Raw genomic sequence first — 18,067 nt, forward strand, 5'->3', positions numbered from 1 at the left:
AAAGTTCACGCATATCGCCGTCGGCAACACCGTGGATGTGGGGAGCGCGGGGCGGTTCGGCAAGCGCATGGCGTCGGAACGCGTCGCGGGACCGCCCGGCCCGGGGGGGACAGTCGACGATGGCAAAGAGCGAATCGGGAGGATGGCAGATCGTCGGCGTGTAAGACAGGCCGGATTGCTTTGCAGACCGCCCCGAACGCAGATGTACGTCTAGTTGCTGAAGCTAAGTTCTTACGCTGGGTTATGTTTTGCCAGAAAAGCGCCCATGGCCTTGAGAAATTCCAGCCGGTCTTCGCTGCGGGTGAAATGGTGGTCGCCTAAAGGTTGTTCGATATATTGATAGGGTTTGCCCGCCGCCTTCAACGCTTCGGCCATCTGCCGCGATTGCTTGACGGGGACGCGGCGGTCGGCCTTGCCGTGCATCAACAGGACGGGGATCGACACCTGATCGGCGGCGAAGCGCGGTGAGACGCCATGCAGATCCTGCGTGCGCTTGCTCCAATAGCGTCCCAAGGTCTTGCCGTTGAGGAATTGCGCGTTGCGGCCTTGCCCCCAAGGCCGCGTGAGGGGGGATGACCGGGGCCATGGCAGGCTGCAAGTGCGGATTGGAAAGTGCCTGATATTGCTATCGTGGCACCGCAATGATCGAGCGGGTGACGGTGGCCATCGTGGCGGCTGCCGACGTTTCGCGCATCATTTATGGCGCGTCGTCCATCGGTCCCGGCCTTCGGCGGGATGACGCGCGGGGGGCGTTATGGGCGCCGTCCCGTCATCGGGGCGCCCCCTCCCGCGCCCGGAGTCAGTCGACCAGCGGGGCGTCGGGGCGATAGCCGACCGTAGCGATTACGGTGCCGTCGGGGTTCTTGCCGGCGCGGTAATAGGCGCCGATCTGCTGGCGTTGTCCCCAGGTCAGATCGTCCCAATCCTGGCGGTCGTTGCTGGGATGCCGGCCGCCGGCGCGTTTGTCGATGATCCTGCCCTTGCCGTCCGACGCCCGCTGAGCCCTCGCGCGACCGCTGCCCTTGGCCTTGAGTTCGTCGTCGAACGCGCCGCTTTCCGCCGCCTGTTCGAACTTTTCGAGGAATTCCTCGAAGCGATCGACCGGCAGATGGTTGGTCGTGGCGCCGTTGATCTCCAGCGTCTCGCCGCCGATCTTCACCGTCATGGCGAGGACGCCGTTCTTGATCTGCCACCAACGGCTCGTCGCCTTGCTGGTGTCACCGGTGCGCGTGACGAACTGATCGCGCATGCGCTTGATCCCGTCGAGCAGCGGCTTGCGTGCCTTGTGCGGATCGTCGTGCTCGACGTTGAACGTATCGGCCAGACCCACATTGTCGATAAAGCCGGCAAGTGTGTCTTTCATCGTCTTCCGCTCCCTCACGATCGGAGGCGCGGCTAGGCACCAGACCTTACCGATTTATCAACGAAATGGCCGGCGGATCGCGTGGTGGGCACCGGGGTCGGCGACGGTTTTGGAAGGAAACGTTGTCTTTCCTGACGTTAGCTTTGAGGTGGCGTGGTCGAGAAAATTGCGGCGGGGCGCCGATCGGCGGGGTCGGGGTCGGGAGGAAGGTTGGTTCGCGCGAAGACGCGAAGACGCGAAGGGAAGAAGGGCTTTGCGCGCGGAGGCGTGGAGGCGCGGAGATGTTGCGTTCGCGGGGTATGGCGTCGCCACCCCGTTCGTCACTCCGGCGGAGGCCGGGGCCTATGGTTGCGGTAAGCTCCGATGTGGGGCGCTGCCGCCCCGTCGGGGCGTCCATGGGGCCCGACGTTCGTCGGGATGACGAATGGGAGAGGCGGCAACCCTCCCTCCTTTCGTGGGGCTTAGCCCCCGCCGCCCGCCGCCAGCGCCGCCAGCAGCAGCAATGCGACGATGTTGGTGATCTTGATCATCGGGTTGACCGCCGGGCCGGCGGTGTCCTTGTACGGATCGCCGACGGTGTCGCCGGTGACCGCGGCCTTGTGCGCCTCCGATCCCTTGCCGCCGTAATTGCCGTCCTCGATATATTTCTTGGCATTGTCCCATGCGCCGCCGCCGCTGGTCATCGAGATCGCGACGAACAGGCCCGAGACGATCACGCCGAGCAGCATCGCGCCGAGCGCGGCGAAACCCTGCGCCTGGCCCGCCACCGCGGTGATGATGAAGTAGAGCGCGATCGGGCTCGCCACCGGCAGCAGCGAGGGCACGATCATCTCGCGGATCGCGGCGCGGGTGACGAGATCGACGGTGCGGCCGTAATTCGGGCGGCTGGTGCCGAGCATGATGCCGGGATTGTCGCGGAACTGGCCGCGCACCTCCTCGACCACCGCGCCCGCCGCGCGGCCGACCGCGGTCATGCCGAACGCGCCGAAGAGGTAGGGGAGCAATGCGCCGAGCAGCAGGCCGACGATGACATAGGGGTTGGACAGGCTGAAATCGACGGTGACGTCGGGGAAATAGGTCTGGAGATCCGTCGTGTACGCGCCGAACAGCACGAGCGCGGCGAGGCCGGCCGAGCCGATCGCATAGCCTTTGGTCACCGCCTTGGTGGTGTTGCCGACCGCGTCGAGCGCGTCGGTGCGGCTACGGACGTCGTCGGGCAGGCCGGCCATCTCGGCGATGCCGCCGGCATTGTCGGTGACCGGGCCATAGGCGTCGAGCGCCACCACCATGCCGGCGAGCGCGAGCATCGCAGTCGCGGCGAAGGCGATGCCGATGATCCCGGCGAGCTGATAGGTGGCGATCACCGCGACGACGATCACCAACGTGGGGAGCGCGGTCGATTCGAGGCTGATCGCGAGGCCTTGGATGACGTTGGTGCCGTGGCCGGTCTGGCTGGCGGCGGCGATCGACTTGACCGGGCGATAATTGGTGCCGGTGTAATATTCGGTAATCCAGACGATCAGCCCGGTGACGGCGAGGCCGATCACCATGCACCAGAACAGGTCCATGCCCGTAAAGCTGGGGATCGCTCCCGCCGCCGCGGCGGGCTGGTCGAAGCCGGTGGTGAGGTCGTCTGACACCGCGTCGAGGAAGCCGGCGCTGCCGATCGTGCGGTGGAGGTCGCCGAGGACATAGTGCGTGGCGAGATAGATGGCGGGGATCGACAGCAAGGCCGAGGTCCAGAAGCCCTTGTAGAGCGCGCCCATGATGCTGCCCTTGCCGAGGCGGACGGCATAGGTGCCGATGATCGAGGTGACGATGCAGACGCCGCCGACGAGCAGCGGCAGGCTCATCAGCCGCATCAGCTCGGCAGCGTCGGCGCGGATGAGGAGCGCGATCGAGATCATCGTGACGCCCAGCGTGACGACGTACGTCTCGAACAGATCGGCGGCCATGCCGGCGCAATCGCCGACATTGTCGCCGACATTGTCGGCGATCACCGCGGGGTTGCGCGGATCGTCCTCGGGAATGCCCGCCTCGACCTTGCCGACGAGGTCGGCGCCGACGTCGGCCGCCTTGGTGAAGATGCCGCCGCCGAGCCGCGCGAAGATCGAGATGAGGCTGGCGCCGAAGGCGAGCGCGGTCAGCGCCTCGACGATGATCCGGTCGTTGGGGGCGTGGCCGGCGGGGCCGGTGAGATACCAGAAGAAGCCGCTGATCGCGAGCAGGCCGAGCCCGGCGACGAGCATGCCGGTGACCGCGCCCGAGCGGAACGCCATGGTGAGGCCGCCCTGCAGCGAATGGCGCGCGGCTTCGGCGGTGCGGACGTTGGCGCGGACCGAGATATTCATGCCGACATAGCCGGCGACGCCCGACAGCAAAGCGCCAATGACGAAGCCGATCGTCGAGATCGCGCCCAGTGCGGCGAACAGGATGACCGCGACGATGACGCCGACGATCGCGATGGTGGTATATTGGCGGCCCAGATAGGCCTTGGCGCCTTCCTGGATGGCGGCGGCGATGTCCTGCATTTTCGCATCGCCGGGCGAGGCGCGCAGCACCTGCTGGCTGGTGACGAAGCCATAGACCACGGCGATGACGCCGCAGAGGATGGCGATGAAGACCGTGGTCATTCTCGCATCTCCTTCTCCTGTTGACGCACGGCCGATGTGTCCCGGTCTCGTGGCGCTTGGATGGAGGCTATGGCGCGGGCGCAGGGAGCGCAAGCGCCGCATCATTGCGCTCGGTCAACCCGCCCGTCACCGCCACGCGGTGCGGCCATCCTTTCCGTGTCGAAGCCGCGAGCGGCGATCCGTCCTAATGTTCGAAGCCGAGCCGTGCGGGCAGGGGGAGGGACTCGCCGGCGTCGTGCAGATGCAGTCCGTTGCCGCGGGCGAAGCGGCCGAGGCGGGTGGCGGCGACGGGCGGGATGGTATTGGCGGGCATCGCGAAGAGCAGTTCGTAATCGTCGCCCGCGGTTGCGGCGGTGAGGCGCGCGGCGCGGTCGTCGCCGGCGAAGGCGCGATAGGGCGCGGACAGCGGCACCGCGGCGAGATCGAGATGGACGGCGAGGCCGCTCGCTTCGCCCATCCGCGCGGCGTCGATCAGCAGGCCGTCGCTGACGTCCATCATCGCATGCGCGATGCGACTGAGCACGCGGCCCTCGGCGAGGCGCGGGGTCGGGCGGCGGTAGCGCGCGGCGAGTTCCGGTGGTCCCTCGGCACCCTGCGCGATGGCGAGGCCGGCACCGGCGTCGCCGATCGTGCCGGTGACCCAGAGCGCGTCATTCTCACCGGCGCCGCCGCGCGGCGGTGCGGGGGTGTCGCAGCCGAAGGCGGTCACGGTGAGGACGCGCGGCGCACCGGCGGGGAGCGTCACCGTGTCGCCACCGAGCAGGCTGGTGCCGCAGGCGGTGAGCACCTCGGCGAGCCCTGTCAGGAAGGCGCGATCCCAGGCATCGTCGGAGAGCGGGTAGTTGAGCAGGATGCCATCGGGCTTGGCGCCCTTGCCGGCGATGTCGGAGAGGTTGGTGGCGACGAGCTTCCACGCAACGTCCTGCGGCGTGTCGTCGCTGAGGAAGTGGACGCCCTCGACCAGCGTATCGGTGGTGACGACGAGGGGAACGTGGAGCAGCCGCGCGGCGTCGTCGCGCAGCCCGCGCGCCGCCGGATGGAGCGGCAGGGCGCGTAGCGCGGTGAGGAAGTCGGTTTCGGTCATGATGCTCGGCCTGTCCTTCCAAGCCCTCCCCCGCGGCGGGCAGGGCTATCGCATATGGCTGCAGTGACGAGGCTCGATCGGTTTCCTCATCAGATTCGTCACCCCGGACTTGTTCCGGGGTCCACCGGGCCGCGAGAGAACGGTGTCGGATCGGGCCTTTCTCCTCGCCGCAGAGTGGACCCCGGAACAAGTCCGGGGTGACGGGGTGGTCTTGGAAGACGACAGGCTCGCACGAGTGTCCATATGCGATTGCCCTGCCCCGGCGGGGAAGGAATTTGGGCTACGCCGTGCGTACGTCCTTGGCGATGCCGTCGAGCAGGCCATTGACGAAGCCGGCCTCGCGGCGCTCGTAAAAGGCGTGGGCGACGTCGACATATTCGCTGATCGTCGCACCGACGGGCACGTCGGCGCGCGCCATCAGCTCGTAGGTGCCGGCGCGCAGGATCGCCTTCATCGGCTTGTCGAGGCGGGCGAGCGTCCAGCCCTTGGCGAGCTTCTTCTCGATCGCGAGGTCGATCTCGCCAGCGCGCGCGGTCGTGCCCTTGACGAGGTCGTCGAAGAAATCGACGTCGGCGTCGGCATATTCCGCGTCCTCGATGGTCGCGCCGAGGCGGTGATTGTGGAATTCGTGGAGCAGCGACGGCACCGCGGTGCCTTCCATCTCGTGCTGGTAGAGCGCCTGGACGGCGGCGAGGCGGGCGGCGGCGCGCGCCTGGGTGCGGTTGGAGCTTCGGGACATCCGGCGGGCCTGTAATCGGATTGACGCGATCCGTCACCCCTCTGCCGGGCCGCGACGCCGTACGCGCCGCGGCCCGAAGCGGGATCAGGGCATCAGCACGGTGTCGACGACGTGGATGACGCCGTTCGACTGCATGACGTCCTTGATCGTGACGTGGCTGGTGCCGCCCTTGGCGTCGGTGAGCATCAGCGTGTTGCCCATCATCGCGGCGGTGAGCGGCTCGCCCTGCACCGTGGTCAGCGTCGCCTTGCCGCCGCCGGCCTTGATCGCGGCGGCGATCTGCTTCGACGTCATCGTGCCGGCAACGACGTGATAGGTCAGGATGTTGGTCAGCGTCGCCTTGTTCTCGGGCTTGACCAGCGTGTCGACGGTGCCGGCGGGGAGCTTGGCGAAGGCGGCGTTGGTCGGCGCGAAGACGGTGAACGGGCCGGGGCCGGAGAGCGTGTCGACGAGGCCCGCCGCCTTGACCGCGGCGACGAGCGTGGTGTGATCCTTCGAATTGACCGCATTCTCGACGATCGTCTTGGTCGGGTACATCGCGGCGCCGCCGACCATCGGGTTCTTGGCGGCCGACAGGGCAGGGCCGGCGGCGAGCAGTGCGACGGCGGCGAGCCCGGCGCGGAAATGGGTCTTGGTCATGGGAGCATCCTTCTCTTGGCGCACCCTTTGCGGGTTGCTGATGAGAGGTACGTCGGCGACGTGGCCGGGGATGCTTTGACGTTGAATTGATTCACGCGAAGGCGCGAAGGCGCGAAGAAGGATTTTGTTCGCGCAGAGGCGCAGAGGCGCAGAGAGGTTTCACTTGGAAGGAGCGTAGCGCCTGCTCCGGGCGGCGCGGGGTAAGTGGGCCGTGATCTGGTCAGCCGGGCTTCCCACCCACATCATCTCCGCGTCTCTGCGCCTCTGCGCGAACAAAATCTTCTAACGATTGAGCCGTAACCGCAGCGCGACCGAGCGGGCATGCGCGGGCAGGCCTTCGGCGTGGGCGAGGGCGACGGTGGCGGGGCCGACTTTCGCCAGTGCGGCTTCGTCGAGCCCGAGGAAGCTGGTGCGCTTCATGAAGTCGAGCACCGACAGGCCGCTGGCGAAGCGGGCGCGGCGGCCCGTCGGGAGGACGTGGTTGGGGCCGGCGACATAGTCTCCGATCGCTTCGGGCGTGTGGCGGCCGAGGAAGACGCTGCCGGCATGGCGGACGCGGTCGAACAGCGCTTGCGGGTCATCGACGGCGAGCTGGAGATGCTCCGGCGCGAGGCGGTCGACCAGCGGGCAGGCGGCTTCGAGCGACTCGACGACGATGATCGCGCCATTGGCGTCCCAGGCGGCGCGGGCGACCGCGGCGGTGGGGAGGATCGCCAGTTCCTCGTCGACCGCCGCCGCGACGCGGTCGGCATAAGCGGCGTCGTCGGTGAACAGGATCGATTGCGTGGTGACGTCGTGCTCGGCCTGGCTGAGCAGGTCGGCGGCGGTCCATTGCGGGTCGTTCAGCGCATCGGCGACGACGACGATCTCGCTGGGGCCGGCGACCATGTCGATGCCGACGACGCCATAGACCTGGCGCTTGGCCTCGGCGACCCAGGCGTTGCCGGGGCCGGTGACGACGTCGACCGGCAGGATGCGGCCGGCGCCGTAGGCGAGCGCGGCGATCGCCTGCGCACCGCCGATCCGCCACACCTCGTCCACCCCGGCGAGATGCGCGGCGGCGAGGACGAGATCGTTGATCTGGCCGTCGGGCGTGGGGGTGACCATCACCAGCCGGCCGACGCCCGCGACCTTGGCGGGGATGGCGTTCATCAGCAGCGACGACGGGTAGGCGGCGCGGCCGCCGGGAACGTAGAGGCCCGCCGCGTCGACGCCGCGCCAGCGCGCGCCGAGGCGGACGCCGGCCTCATCGACATAATCGCTGTCGGTGGGCTTCTGGCGTTCGTGATAGGCGCGGATGCGTGCGGCGGCGAGGTCGAGCGCGTCGCGCAACGATGGGTCGAGCGCGGCATAGGCGGCGGCGCAGGTAGCGGGTTCGATGCGCCAGCCGGTTTCGGCGAGATCGTGGCGGTCGAGCTTGCGGGTGAAGGCTTCGACCGCGGCCTCGCCGTCGTCACGGACGGCGCGGATGATCGCGGCGACGTCGCGGGTGACGTCGGCGGATGCCTCGCGGCGGCCCTCGACCAGCGCGGTGAAGGCGTCGGCGAAGCCGGCGTCGCGGGTGTCGAGGCGGATCATGCCGCCTGCTCCTGTGCGACGGCGCGGCGGAACGCCTCGACCAGCGGCACGACCTCGGGCCGGGTCTTCATTGCGGCGCGGTTGACGATCAGGCGGCTGGTGACCTCGGCGATCACCTCGACCTCGACGAGGCCGTTTTCCTTGAGCGTCTTTCCCGAGGAGACGAGGTCGACGATGCGCGGCGCGAGGCCGAGCGTCGGCGCCAGCTCCATTGCGCCGTTGAGCTTGACGCATTCGGCCTGCACGCCGCGCGCGGCGAAATGCGCCGCGGTGGTGTGCGGATATTTGGTGGCGACGCGGACGTGGCTCCAGCCGCGCGGATCGTCGGTCGCGGCCATCGCGGCGGGTTCGGCGACCGAGATGCGGCAATGGCCGATGCCGAGGTCGACCGGCGCATAGAGTTCCGAATAAGCGAATTCGGCGAGCACGTCCGACCCGACGATGCCGAGCTGCGCGGCGCCGTGCGCGACGAAGGTCGCGACGTCGAAGGCGCGGACGCGGATCAGCTCGATATGCGGCACGTCGGTGGCGAAGCGCAGCGCGCGGCTGTTCTCGTCGCCGAACGCGGCTTCGGGGTGGATGCCGGCGCGCGCGAGCAGCGGCAGCGCCTCGGCGAGGATACGGCCTTTCGGCACGGCGATGACTAAGGGGGGTGTCGACACGGCCCGGGCTTTACTGGCGGGCAGGGGTGGGCGCAACAGAGCGCGACGAGGAGGCGAGTCGATGGCGGGCGAAGCGGAGAATCGGGCGGCATTTGCGGTGCAGGCGGGCTATTGCGCGGCGATGGCGGCGCCGGTGACGGCGCGGGTCTGCGTGGCGCTGGGGCAGGCGCTCGATCGGACCAGCGCGACCGGGCGGCGGGTGCTCGACTGGCCGGGCGAGCCGGTGGCGGATGCGGTGGTGCTGCGGCTGGTCGGCGGGCTGCATGCGCTGCATCGTGCGGGCGCGGATGCCGATCTGTCGCCGGTGTTCGACGGTGCCGTGACCGAGGAGGCGGCGGTCGCGGCAACGCTCGGGCGGGTGGTCCGCGACCATGACGCGGCGCTGCTGCCGTGGCTCGACGGGCCGCCGCAGACCAACGAGGCGGCGCGGTCGGCGGGGCTGATGACCGGGCTGCTGCATCTCGCGACGCGGTTCGGGCCGCGTGTCGAGGTGCTGGAGATCGGGTCGAGCGCGGGGCTCAACCTGATGCTCGGGCGCTATCGCTTCGATCTCGGGGGCGTGACGGTTGGGCCGGAGGATGCGGCGGTGCGGATCGTGCCGGAGTGGCGCGGGGTGGCGCCGCCCGTGGCGACGGTCGAAGTGTTGGGTGCGCGCGGCGTCGACATCGCGCCGGTCGATGTCGGCGATCCGGCGCAGGCGGCGCGGCTCGAGGCCTATGTCTGGGTCGATGCGCAGGAGCGGCTCGCGCGGCTCGCTGCGGCGATCGGCGAGGTGCGGCGCGTCGGCGTCGATCTGGTGCAGGGCGATGCGACCGACTGGGTCGAGGCGCGGCTCGCCGAGCCGCAGGCGGCGGGGGTGACGCGGGTGCTGATGCATTCGGTCGTTTGGCAGTATCTTCCGGCCGCGGGGCGGGCGCGGATCGTCGCGGCGATGGCGGCGGCGGGGGCGCGGGCGAGCGCGGACCGGCCGCTCGGCTGGGTGATGATGGAGCCGAACCGCGATCTCCACCGCCACGAGGTGCGGGTGCGCGGCTGGCCCGGCGAGACGGCGATGGAGCTGGTGGCGCTGACGCACGCGCATGGCGCGTGGGTCGAGGGTCTGGCGGCGCCGTACGAGACGCGGGATTATGTCATGCGGCGCGGGGCGTATGAGGCGGATTGATCAAGTCCTCCCCCGCCAGGGGGAGGTGGCGCGTTGCAGGCGTGACGGAGCGACTATCCGGCGTGTCAAGCCGGTGCGGGCAATGCGGCGCGTGTATCGCGGGCCTTGGCATTGAGGCGGACGAGGAGCTTTCGGGCGAGGGCGATGCGGACCTCCATTTTGCTGAGGCCCTTGGCGGGGAGGCGTTGGCGGAAGTCGGCGAGGCTTTGGTCGAAGCGCCTTGCGATATCGGCGACGAGGAAGAGGATCGAGCGCAACCCGGCGCGGCCGCCGCGGATGGATCGTCGCCCACGCCGCTGTCCGCTGTCGTCGGGAAGGGGCGCCAGGCCGACGAGTTTGGTGACCGCGCGGTTGGGCAGCGTGCCGATCTCGGGCAGGTCGGCCAGGAGATAGGCGACCGTCCGGTCGGCGACGCCCTTGACCGAGCGGAAGCTGCGATCGAGCGCCTCCCAGAGCGGGTCGGTGCCGATCACTGCGGCGATCTCGGCGGCGAGCGCATCGGCCTGGGCGGTGAAGAAGGCGATCGCCGCGCGCAGACTGTCCCTGGCCATGGGGTCGCGAGCGCTGTGCAGACGCTGCTTCTGGATGCCCAGATCGCCGGTCACCTGGCGCAGGCGGGTAGCGAGCGCGGTGAGCCTGTGCTGCTCGGCGGAGGGCGGCGGGGTGGCCACCATCTGTTTGGCCCCGGCGAACCGGGCGATCATCATCGCATCGATCCGGTCGGTTTTCTCCAGATAGCCCATCGCCTGGGCGAACTGGCGCACCGAGCGGGCATTGGCGATCGCGCAGGGCTGGCCGGCCTGCCACAGCGCCAGGAACGCCGTCTGTTCGATGCCGCCGCTCGCTTCCATCACCACCAGCTCGACCCGGTGCTCGCGACAATAAGCGCCCAGCTCGGCCACGCCCTGGGCGGTGTTGGCAAAGCGGCGATGCCCTGCCGCGGCAATCCAGGCGTCGAGCCACGCCTTGGACACGTCGACTCCACAATGGTTCGTCATCACGGTAACCTGCCTTGTCTGTACGACTGCTGATCCAGCGACTGTTCGGTTGTACGTGACAGCGGCGATGATCCCTGGCTCCGTCCCGGATGTGACCTTGAGGGGGATCGGGCGACACCGCCGCAGCGCCTTGGCCGGCGGCCGCCGGCCAAGGCGCATCGTCGCTTCCAACAGAACAACGACGACCCCGTCCAGATACAAGGGGGAGGACAGGGTGGGAGCTTCGTTATCAAACTCCCACCCTGTCCTCCCCCTCCACCGTTCGGCTTGCGCCGAACGGTCCCCCTCCCCCTGGCGGGGGAGGAATGAGCGTCATCAATAGAAGAAGCGGTTGTAGACCTGCACCGCGCGGCCCGAGCGGGTGTCGACCAGCACGACGTCGTTGCCGTAGCGGACCCAGCGCTGATAGCCGTAGCCCGGACGCGGCAGGCGATAGGTGCCGTAATCGTTGATCCAGTAACGCTGGCCGTAATATTCCGGCGCGAAGCGATAGCCGACGTTCACCGGACGATAGCGATAGCCGCGCGGCCCGGCATAGACGCCGCGGCGATAGACGTCGCCGTGCGTGCGGCGATAGTCGCGCCAGTCCTCGCGCAGTTCGCGGCGATCCTCGCGGACCTCGCGGCGCGCCTCGCGGATGTCGCCGCGGTCGCCATAGGCGCGGGCGCGGGCGAGATCGCGCTCGCTCTGGCGGACTTCGCGTTCGCTCTGCCGGACCTCGCGGGCGCTCTGCGCGCTCGCCGCGGAGGCGGGCAGGACGGTCGCGGCGGCGATGGCGGCGATGATGATCTTACGCATCGTAACTCTCCTCTATGGCGCGCTTCGGCCGTCGGGACGGCGAAGAGCATGGCGGCCTTTTCCGCCTATGCGGCTGAACGCACGAGGAATGTTTTGGTCAGCAAAACGAAAGCTGGGTGCGCGTGCTCGCCCTCACCCCTCGCCGGCTGCGCCGTCCCGTCCCCTCTCCCGGCGGGAGAGGGGAAAGGCGCGTAGCGCCGAGGGGTGAGGGTGGAGACGCCCTCAAATATTCCAGCGCCGCATCGCGGCGACGACCGCTTCGGGCTTTTCCCATGGCACGAAATGGCCGGCGTCGATCTTCTCGACCGTCAGCTTCGGCACATAGGGGCCGAGATCGTCGACCAGCACCGGCAGCAGCGCCGAATCGCGCATCCCCCAGATCACCAAAGTGTCCTGCGTCACCGGCGGGAAGGGGCGGTCGAGGAAGGCGGGGCGGGGCGGCGCCTCGTCCATCGCGGGGACGATGACGGTGGAGGCGCGATACCAGTTGAGCATCGCGGTCATCGCGCCCGGCTGCGACCATTCGTCGAGATAGGCGGCCTTGTCGGCGCCGGCGATGGCGTGGGTGACGTGATGCGCGAAGGTCGAGCCGAGGAATTTCTCGAGGCCGGCGCCGGTCAGGCCGCGGTCGATCGTCGTGTCGCGGAAGCGGGTGATATATTGGCTCGCCTTGCGCTGCTCGGGTTCGTCGAACAGCGCGCGCTGGAAGAGATAGGGGTGCGGCGCGTTGACGATCACCAGCCGCGCGACACGGTCGGGGCGGGCGAGCGCCGCCATCCACGCGATCGCGCCGCCCCAGTCGTGGCCGACCAGCGTGAACCGGTCGATGTTCAGGTGATCGGCGAGCGCGATGAGGTCGGCGAGAATCCTGTCGGCGGCATAGGCCTCGACGCCTTCGGGCTTCGAGGACCGGGCGAAGCCGCGCTGGTCGGGGGCGATCACATAATGGTCGCGGGCGAGGTCGGGCAGGATGCCGCGCCACGTCCGGTGCGATTCGGGGAAGCCGTGAAGCAGGATCACCGGTGGCCGGTCGGGCGCGCCGGCGATGGCGACGTCGAGTTCGACGCCGGTGGGAAGGGCGATGCGCTGTACCGCTGGGGTCATGGGGCTCTCCTGTTGCTGCACCGTCCCTGTTTCGTCATTCCCGCGGCGGCGGGACTGACAGAGGAGGTCAGGGATAGCTCACCGTATTCGGGACTTCGGGGATGGGGATCCATTCCTTGTCGTCGCCGGGGACGACGGGAAATTCTCCCGCCTTCCATGCGCGTTTGGCCTCGTTGATCCGCTCGCGGCTCGACGAGACGAAATTCCACCAGACGTGGCGCGGGGTGCGGAAGGCGTCGCCGCCCGCCAGCATCGCGCGACCGCCGCTGCCCGAGCGCAGCGTCGCGGCGATGCCCGGACGCAGCACGTAGAGCTTCATCGGTTCGAGCGGCACGCCCTCCAGCGTCGCCTCGCCCATTGCGAGATAGACGGCGCGTTCCTCGGCGGCGGCGTCGATCGGCACGCTCGCGCCGGGGTCGAGCACGATGTCGGCGTAGATCGTGCCGGCGTAGGTGGTGGTCGGGGCGCGCTGGCCCCACAGATCGCCCATGATGATGCGCGCGCGGGCGCCATGCGCGGCGATCGTCGGCAATTCCGCCTTAGCGACATGTTCGAAGCCGGGGGCCATCTCCTCCTGCGCCTCGGGCAGCGCGAGCCAGGTCTGGATGCCCGACAGCGCCGGGCCGGCCTCCCGCTCGTCGCCGGGCGAGCGTTCCGAATGGACGATGCCATGACCTGCGGTCATCAGATTGACCGCGCCGGGTTCGATCCGCTGGCTCGTGCCGAGCGAATCGCGATGGTCGATTGCCCCGTCGAACAGATAGGTCACGGTTGCGAGGTTGATGTGCGGGTGCGGCCGCACGTCGATGCCGTTGCCGATCTCGAGATGCGCCGGCCCCATCTGGTCGAAGAACAGGAACGGGCCGACCATCGTCCGCTCCTTGTTGGGGAGGGTGCGGTGGACCTTGAAGCCGCCGAGGTCGTGGGTGACCGGGGTGATCGTCTGGAGCACGAAGTCATCGAGCACGGGCAGGCTCCGTTTCGCTGAGAAGCTGTTCGAGATCAGCAGGATAGATGGTTTCGGGCCAATCGGCCAGTTCGGCCCGCGCAAACCAGCGCGAGCCGGCGAGGACGCGTTGCTCCAATTCGGTGAGCGCGCCGGCCTTCACCTCGTGCTGGTCGATGTCGATGCGGAAATAGCGTTCGTCGGCGATTACCTCGACGCGTTCGAAGGTGAGGAATTCGCAGGTGCGCTGCGCCACCTCCGGTCCGCAGTCGAGGTCGAGGCCGACCTCTTCCCACAATTCGCGGCGGGCGGCCTGCCCGTAGCTTTCGCCGGGATCGACCGCGCCGCCGGGGGTGCACCAGAGCGGCGGGCGATCGTCCGGGGTGAAGCGCATCAGCAGGACGCGGTCCTCGCCGTCGACGAGGAGGATGCGTGCGGCGGGGCGGGGGATGCGGGCCATAGGCGGACCCTAACCGGTCGCGGCGGCGGCGCGAAGGCGGCAATGGTGAAACGGTGATGTTCCGCGCTTGCCAAGGGCTTGTCCGGCCCCCCCCCGTTCGCCCTGAGCCTGTCGAAGGGCGTTGAGACTCACCTGTGCTTCGACAGGCTCAGCACGAACGGTTGGTCGGAGAAGGGCGTCTTGGGCGCTACGCCGCGTCGAGTTCGGGATAGTGGCGGAAGATGCCGTCGGTGTTGAAAGGCAGGCGGCGGTCGCTGGCCAGATAGGCGCGGACGCCGGGCAGGTCGGCGACCGCGGCGTGCAGGCGCAGGAGGGCGGGGTAGCGCGGCGCCAGCGTCTTCATCCGCTGGGGAAACATGTAGCGAAGCCCCTCGACGAGCTGGAACAGCGAGGTGTCGCCATAGGTCCAGCGATCGGCGAACAGCCAGTCGCCGGACCCTTGCGCGGCGGCCTCGAAATGGTCGAGATATTTGGGCAGGCGCTCGTCGCGGAATTGCGCGGCGGCGCGGGCGGCCTCGGGTTTCTGGTCGTCGTAATAGTCCATCATCGCGACCGGGTGATGGACGTTGTGCACCTCGGCGACGATGTCGGCGATCGTCAGTTGCAGCTGGTCGAGCCAGTAGCGGTCGGCGGGGCCTGACGGCGCCAGATCGTGCTGCTGGCCGAGATAGTGGAGGATGTTGGCGACCTGCGCGATCGCACGGCCGTCGAGCGCCAGATAGGGCGGGGCATAGGGGCCGCGGCCGGTCTTCGCGCGCGCTTCCAGATCCTGCATCATCGCCTCGGCGCCCTGGGTGCGGGCGCAATCCTCGTACGGAATGCCGGCGGCTTCGAGCGCGAGGCGGACGAACTCGCCGCGGCCCTGGATCGTCGGCCAATACCACAGGTGATAGACCATGCGCTTACTCCCCGGGGGCGCGGGCCTTGATGGCGAGCGCGTGGATGCGCGTCGACAACAGATCGGCGAGCGCATGGTTCACCGCACGCTGGCGCGCGACGCGGCTGGCGCCGGCGAAGGCAGGGCTTTCGACGATGACGGTGAAGTGCGATTCGCCGGTGCCGTCGTCGCCCATATGGCCGGCGTGGAGGTGGCTGTCATTGCTGACCTCGAGATGGGTGGGGGCGAGCGCGGCGGTGATACGGGCGGCGATGATGTCGGCGAGCGGGCCGGTAGCGGTGTCGGTCATCGCGCCTATATATCGGCATTGCGCCAATTAGGGAGCGTTCGTGACGCGCGCGAGTGAGAAGAAGGACCGGCCGCAGACGCGGTTCCACGGTCGGATGGAAGCCCAGGGCCGCGTCTGCGCCGAACCGGGATGCGAGGAGCCGGGCGAGTTCCGCGCGCCGCCGCTGGAAGGCGCGGCGACGGGCAACGGGCCGGGTGCATTCCGATGGATGTGCCTCGACCATGTGCGCGCGTTCAACAGCCGCTACAATTATTTCGACGGCATGACCGCCGACGAGATCCATCAGGCGCAACGGCCGATGGCGGGCTGGGAGAATGAGACGCGTGCCTTCGCGCGGGCGGGCTATGGCGACCAGGGGCCGCGCTGGGCGGATTTCAACGATCCGCTCGATGCGATCGGCGCGCGGTTCCGTCGCGAGGTCGCGCCCGAGCGGAACGACGGCAAGCCGCTGTCGGGGCAGGATCGCGCGAGCCTCAAGGTGCTTGGGCTGGCGGCGGATGCCGACCGGCAGGCGCTGCGCAAACGCTATTCGGAGCTGGTGCGGCAATATCACCCCGACCGCAACGGCGGCGACCGCAGCCACGAGGCGCGGCTGCAATCGGTGATCGCGGCCTATCAGCAATTGCGACAGGCGCCGGCCTTCGTCTGATCGGGGGCCGCGTCTATTCGCTCCCCAGGCGCCGTGCGATCGCCTCCAACTGGTCGGCGGCGGCGTTCCACCCTGCCTCGAACCCCATTGCGGCGTGGCTGGCCTTCGCCTCCGCCGTCCAGTGCCGCGCGGTCGCCGTGTAGCGCGTGCCGCCGGCCTCTTCGGCGAACGAATCGATCCGTACCATGAACGGGCCGGCGGGGTGCCAGCCCGCGGTGAAGGCGTCGGTCGCGACGATGCGCACCTGCGGCACCACCTCGAGATAGACGCCTTCGAGCCGGTTTTCCTCGCCGCCGGGGCCGCGCATGACGATCTGCGAACGGCCGCCGGCGACGAGCTCCTGCGTTACGAATTCGGCGGTCCAGGGCCTGGGGCAGAACCACGCGCCGGTATCCTCGGTCCATGCCCGCCATACGGCGGCGACCGGCGCGTCGATCAGGCGGGTGATCGACAATTCGTGCGCTTCGGTCATGCGGTGGCGCTCCGGCGCGGACCGACGAGGCCGATCTGGCTGCCGTCGGGATCGAGGATATTGGCGGAATAGTCGCCGCCGGGGATCTCGTCCGGGCCCTGGATCAACGTGCCGCCCGCCGCCTGCGCAGCCGCGATCGCCGTATCGATCTCGGCGACGAGGACATAGCTGTTCCAGCGTGCCGGTGCCTGCGTGCTGACGCTCGACATGACGGCGCCGGGTCGCGCGTCGCCGGCGGCGAAGAAGGTATAGTCGCCCATCTCGCCCATCGGCATCGCGCCCGCCTCGGTCCAGCCGAATAGGGCCCCGTAGAAGGCGAGCGCGCCGTCGGGATCCGGGGTCGCGAGCTCGATCCAGACGGCGTGGCCGACGGCATCGGGGACCTGCGAGAAGGGGGCAGCCTCATCCTGCGCGACGGGCCGCATCAGCCGGAGGTCGACCCCCTGCGGATCGCGCAGGATCGCGATCGTGCCGACGTGCGGGATGGCCATCGGCGCGAGCAGGATCGTAGCGCCGCGCTGCTGTGCGAGGGCGAGCGTCGCCGCGATATCGCGCGTCGCGAAATAGATGCCCCACCCGCCGTTCGGCGGCGCACCCGGCGGGGGCGCCATCATCCCGGCGACGCTGACGCCGTCTGGGGCTGCGGCGAGCAAATAGCCGCCATGTTCGGGCGTCGGCGACGGCTGCGTCGTCCAGCCGAGGACGCGGTCGTAGAAGCGCGCGGCGCGGGCCGGATCGGGCGCCGTCAGTTCGAACCAGATCGGCAAGCCGTCGGTCAGTGGCATCGCAAAGCCCCCGTCAGGATTGGAACAGCAAGGTAAAGCCGCCGTAGATCATGCGCTTGCCATCGAAGGGCAGCGCTTCGGGTGCGGTCTCCATCCGGGGATCGGCCATCGCCGCGGCCATGCCGGCGTCGCGGACCGCCTTCGACGGCCATTCGATCCACGAGAAGACGACGCTTTCGCCGTCCTCGCGCTGCGTCGCCAGCGGGAAGCTGGTGCGCGTGCCGGGCGGGACGTCGTCGCCCCATGCCTCGACGACGCGAGTCGCGCCGTGATCGAGGAAGATCGGTGCCGATCGGGCAGCGAGCGCGACATAGGCGTCGCGGTCGCGCGCGGCGAGCAGGAAGCCGTCGACATAGCCGGTGGCGGGCGAGGGCGCGCCCTGATCGACGACGACCTCGAAGCCGCCATAGATCATCCGCGCGCCGTCGAACGGCATCGTCTCGATCAGCGCCGCCATCTCGGGAGCGGCCATCACCTGTGCAGCGGCGGCGTTGCGCGTCGCCTTGTCGGCATATTCGATCCAGCTGAACACCACCGTCTCGTCCGGGGTCGCCTGCACGGCGCGATCGAAATCGGTGTGCGTGCCATGGGGGACATCGTCGCCCCAGGCTTCGCCCTGCCGCCCGGCACCCGCCGCCTGCAAGACCGCCCAGCCTTGCATCGCATGGCGACGATAGGCATCGCGTCGTGCACTCGGCACGGCGGTGACGAAGCCGTCGATATAGCGCATCGGCTCGCTCTCCTTTTTTCAAGGGATTACCTGCCTTTTCCGCTCCTGCGTCAAGCCCCGCGCGTACGATCGCGGTCG

Annotated in this window: 20 protein-coding genes; 2 read left to right on the top strand and 18 right to left on the bottom strand. The window is 69.1% G+C overall.

The window, feature by feature from the left end; translation table 11 throughout:
* Window positions 1-231: 231 nt before the first annotated feature.
* The 8 genes from AC07UH_RS06050 to hisG form a co-directional block, all read right to left on the bottom strand.
* Entirely contained in the window at window positions 232-642 is a 411-nt protein-coding gene (locus AC07UH_RS06050) for an alpha/beta hydrolase family protein (protein WP_495179004.1), read from the bottom strand.
* A 157-nt stretch (window positions 643-799) separates the two neighbouring features.
* On the bottom strand, window positions 800-1,363 hold the full coding sequence (locus AC07UH_RS06055) for a hypothetical protein (RefSeq protein WP_495179003.1): 564 nt from the start codon (window positions 1,361-1,363) through the stop codon (window positions 800-802).
* 461 nt (window positions 1,364-1,824) lie between these two features.
* Window positions 1,825-3,996: a sodium-translocating pyrophosphatase gene (locus tag AC07UH_RS06060; protein ID WP_038662368.1), complete on the bottom strand. Its 2,172-nt coding sequence runs from the start codon at window positions 3,994-3,996 to the stop codon at window positions 1,825-1,827.
* 184 nt (window positions 3,997-4,180) lie between these two features.
* Entirely contained in the window at window positions 4,181-5,080 is a 900-nt protein-coding gene (gene thiL / locus AC07UH_RS06065; RefSeq protein ID WP_495179002.1) for a thiamine-phosphate kinase, read from the bottom strand.
* A gap of 280 nt (window positions 5,081-5,360) precedes the next feature.
* Complete coding sequence (nusB, locus tag AC07UH_RS06070; protein WP_038662363.1) at window positions 5,361-5,819, bottom strand: transcription antitermination factor NusB; 459 nt, start codon at window positions 5,817-5,819, stop codon at window positions 5,361-5,363.
* Window positions 5,820-5,903: 84 nt separating this feature from the next.
* Complete coding sequence (locus AC07UH_RS06075) at window positions 5,904-6,458, bottom strand: fasciclin domain-containing protein (protein WP_495179001.1); 555 nt, start codon at window positions 6,456-6,458, stop codon at window positions 5,904-5,906.
* 282 nt (window positions 6,459-6,740) lie between these two features.
* Window positions 6,741-8,036 carry a histidinol dehydrogenase gene (gene hisD, locus AC07UH_RS06080; protein ID WP_495179000.1) on the bottom strand — a complete coding sequence of 432 codons (1,296 nt, stop codon included), beginning with the start codon at window positions 8,034-8,036 and terminating at the stop codon, window positions 6,741-6,743.
* Complete coding sequence (hisG, locus tag AC07UH_RS06085; RefSeq protein ID WP_038662352.1) at window positions 8,033-8,671, bottom strand: ATP phosphoribosyltransferase; 639 nt, start codon at window positions 8,669-8,671, stop codon at window positions 8,033-8,035. Before hisG ends, hisD begins: the two co-directional genes overlap by 4 nt.
* An 88-nt stretch (window positions 8,672-8,759) precedes the next feature.
* Here hisG and AC07UH_RS06090 point away from each other — a divergent pair, with 88 nt between their 5' ends.
* Window positions 8,760-9,860 carry a DUF2332 domain-containing protein gene (locus tag AC07UH_RS06090; RefSeq protein ID WP_495178999.1) on the top strand — a complete coding sequence of 367 codons (1,101 nt, stop codon included), beginning with the start codon at window positions 8,760-8,762 and terminating at the stop codon, window positions 9,858-9,860.
* Window positions 9,861-9,925: 65 nt separating this feature from the next.
* Here AC07UH_RS06090 and AC07UH_RS06095 read toward each other — a convergent pair whose 3' ends face one another.
* The 7 genes from AC07UH_RS06095 to AC07UH_RS06125 all read right to left on the bottom strand — a co-directional run bounded on the left by AC07UH_RS06095 (window position 9,926) and on the right by AC07UH_RS06125 (window position 15,353).
* Window positions 9,926-10,858 carry an IS110 family RNA-guided transposase gene (locus AC07UH_RS06095; protein ID WP_495179779.1) on the bottom strand — a complete coding sequence of 311 codons (933 nt, stop codon included), beginning with the start codon at window positions 10,856-10,858 and terminating at the stop codon, window positions 9,926-9,928.
* A 315-nt stretch (window positions 10,859-11,173) separates the two neighbouring features.
* Complete coding sequence (locus AC07UH_RS06100; protein ID WP_495178998.1) at window positions 11,174-11,656, bottom strand: RcnB family protein; 483 nt, start codon at window positions 11,654-11,656, stop codon at window positions 11,174-11,176.
* Between the two features lie 222 nt (window positions 11,657-11,878).
* Window positions 11,879-12,760, bottom strand: a complete 882-nt coding sequence (locus AC07UH_RS06105) for an alpha/beta fold hydrolase (RefSeq protein ID WP_495178997.1) — start codon at window positions 12,758-12,760, stop codon at window positions 11,879-11,881.
* A 67-nt stretch (window positions 12,761-12,827) separates the two neighbouring features.
* Complete coding sequence (locus AC07UH_RS06110) at window positions 12,828-13,727, bottom strand: pirin family protein (RefSeq protein WP_495178996.1); 900 nt, start codon at window positions 13,725-13,727, stop codon at window positions 12,828-12,830.
* Complete coding sequence (locus AC07UH_RS06115; RefSeq protein WP_495178995.1) at window positions 13,717-14,166, bottom strand: NUDIX hydrolase; 450 nt, start codon at window positions 14,164-14,166, stop codon at window positions 13,717-13,719. Before AC07UH_RS06115 ends, AC07UH_RS06110 begins: the two co-directional genes overlap by 11 nt.
* A gap of 187 nt (window positions 14,167-14,353) precedes the next feature.
* The gene (locus AC07UH_RS06120; RefSeq protein WP_495178994.1) at window positions 14,354-15,064 is read right to left on the bottom strand and encodes a glutathione S-transferase; all 711 of its coding nucleotides are present in this window, start codon (window positions 15,062-15,064) and stop codon (window positions 14,354-14,356) included.
* A 4-nt stretch (window positions 15,065-15,068) separates the two neighbouring features.
* Window positions 15,069-15,353 carry a BolA family protein gene (locus tag AC07UH_RS06125; RefSeq protein ID WP_495178993.1) on the bottom strand — a complete coding sequence of 95 codons (285 nt, stop codon included), beginning with the start codon at window positions 15,351-15,353 and terminating at the stop codon, window positions 15,069-15,071.
* Between the two features lie 94 nt (window positions 15,354-15,447).
* On the opposite strand from AC07UH_RS06125, the gene AC07UH_RS06130 reads away from it, so the two are divergent.
* A complete protein-coding gene (locus AC07UH_RS06130; RefSeq protein WP_171009392.1) occupies window positions 15,448-16,002 on the top strand; it encodes a J domain-containing protein in 555 nt (184 codons plus the stop codon).
* A gap of 13 nt (window positions 16,003-16,015) precedes the next feature.
* Here the strand turns inward: AC07UH_RS06130 and AC07UH_RS06135 are convergent, their stop codons facing one another.
* Genes AC07UH_RS06135 through AC07UH_RS06145 form a run of 3 tightly spaced genes read right to left on the bottom strand, consistent with a single transcriptional unit; the run spans window position 16,016 to window position 17,989 of the window.
* Window positions 16,016-16,474: an SRPBCC family protein gene (locus tag AC07UH_RS06135; RefSeq protein WP_495178992.1), complete on the bottom strand. Its 459-nt coding sequence runs from the start codon at window positions 16,472-16,474 to the stop codon at window positions 16,016-16,018.
* Window positions 16,471-17,259, bottom strand: a complete 789-nt coding sequence (locus AC07UH_RS06140; protein WP_495178991.1) for a VOC family protein — start codon at window positions 17,257-17,259, stop codon at window positions 16,471-16,473. The genes AC07UH_RS06135 and AC07UH_RS06140 overlap by 4 nt, the downstream gene beginning before the upstream one ends.
* 13 nt (window positions 17,260-17,272) lie before the next feature.
* Window positions 17,273-17,989, bottom strand: coding sequence for a DUF1428 domain-containing protein (locus AC07UH_RS06145; protein WP_495178990.1), 717 nt, complete (start codon window positions 17,987-17,989; stop codon window positions 17,273-17,275).
* Window positions 17,990-18,067: the final 78 nt, after the last annotated feature.

Source organism: Sphingomonas sp. GW821-FHT04B01, from assembly GCF_059420425.1.

What these genes read in the sequence shown, in the direction of transcription:
- AC07UH_RS06055 (WP_495179003.1), bottom strand. Translation starts at nt 1,363, where the DNA reads ATGAAAGACACACTTGCCGGCTTTATCGACAATGTGGGTCTGGCCGAT.
- AC07UH_RS06060 (WP_038662368.1), bottom strand. Translation starts at nt 3,996, where the DNA reads ATGACCACGGTCTTCATCGCCATCCTCTGCGGCGTCATCGCCGTGGTC.
- thiL (WP_495179002.1), bottom strand. Translation starts at nt 5,080, where the DNA reads ATGACCGAAACCGACTTCCTCACCGCGCTACGCGCCCTGCCGCTCCAT.
- nusB (WP_038662363.1), bottom strand. Translation starts at nt 5,819, where the DNA reads ATGTCCCGAAGCTCCAACCGCACCCAGGCGCGCGCCGCCGCCCGCCTC.
- AC07UH_RS06075 (WP_495179001.1), bottom strand. Translation starts at nt 6,458, where the DNA reads ATGACCAAGACCCATTTCCGCGCCGGGCTCGCCGCCGTCGCACTGCTC.
- hisD (WP_495179000.1), bottom strand. Translation starts at nt 8,036, where the DNA reads ATGATCCGCCTCGACACCCGCGACGCCGGCTTCGCCGACGCCTTCACC.
- AC07UH_RS06090 (WP_495178999.1), top strand. Translation starts at nt 8,760, where the DNA reads ATGGCGGGCGAAGCGGAGAATCGGGCGGCATTTGCGGTGCAGGCGGGC.
- AC07UH_RS06095 (WP_495179779.1), bottom strand. Translation starts at nt 10,858, where the DNA reads ATGACGAACCATTGTGGAGTCGACGTGTCCAAGGCGTGGCTCGACGCC.
- AC07UH_RS06100 (WP_495178998.1), bottom strand. Translation starts at nt 11,656, where the DNA reads ATGCGTAAGATCATCATCGCCGCCATCGCCGCCGCGACCGTCCTGCCC.
- AC07UH_RS06105 (WP_495178997.1), bottom strand. Translation starts at nt 12,760, where the DNA reads ATGACCCCAGCGGTACAGCGCATCGCCCTTCCCACCGGCGTCGAACTC.
- AC07UH_RS06115 (WP_495178995.1), bottom strand. Translation starts at nt 14,166, where the DNA reads ATGGCCCGCATCCCCCGCCCCGCCGCACGCATCCTCCTCGTCGACGGC.
- AC07UH_RS06120 (WP_495178994.1), bottom strand. Translation starts at nt 15,064, where the DNA reads ATGGTCTATCACCTGTGGTATTGGCCGACGATCCAGGGCCGCGGCGAG.
- AC07UH_RS06125 (WP_495178993.1), bottom strand. Translation starts at nt 15,353, where the DNA reads ATGACCGACACCGCTACCGGCCCGCTCGCCGACATCATCGCCGCCCGT.
- AC07UH_RS06130 (WP_171009392.1), top strand. Translation starts at nt 15,448, where the DNA reads ATGGAAGCCCAGGGCCGCGTCTGCGCCGAACCGGGATGCGAGGAGCCG.
- AC07UH_RS06135 (WP_495178992.1), bottom strand. Translation starts at nt 16,474, where the DNA reads ATGACCGAAGCGCACGAATTGTCGATCACCCGCCTGATCGACGCGCCG.
- AC07UH_RS06140 (WP_495178991.1), bottom strand. Translation starts at nt 17,259, where the DNA reads ATGCCACTGACCGACGGCTTGCCGATCTGGTTCGAACTGACGGCGCCC.
- AC07UH_RS06145 (WP_495178990.1), bottom strand. Translation starts at nt 17,989, where the DNA reads ATGCGCTATATCGACGGCTTCGTCACCGCCGTGCCGAGTGCACGACGC.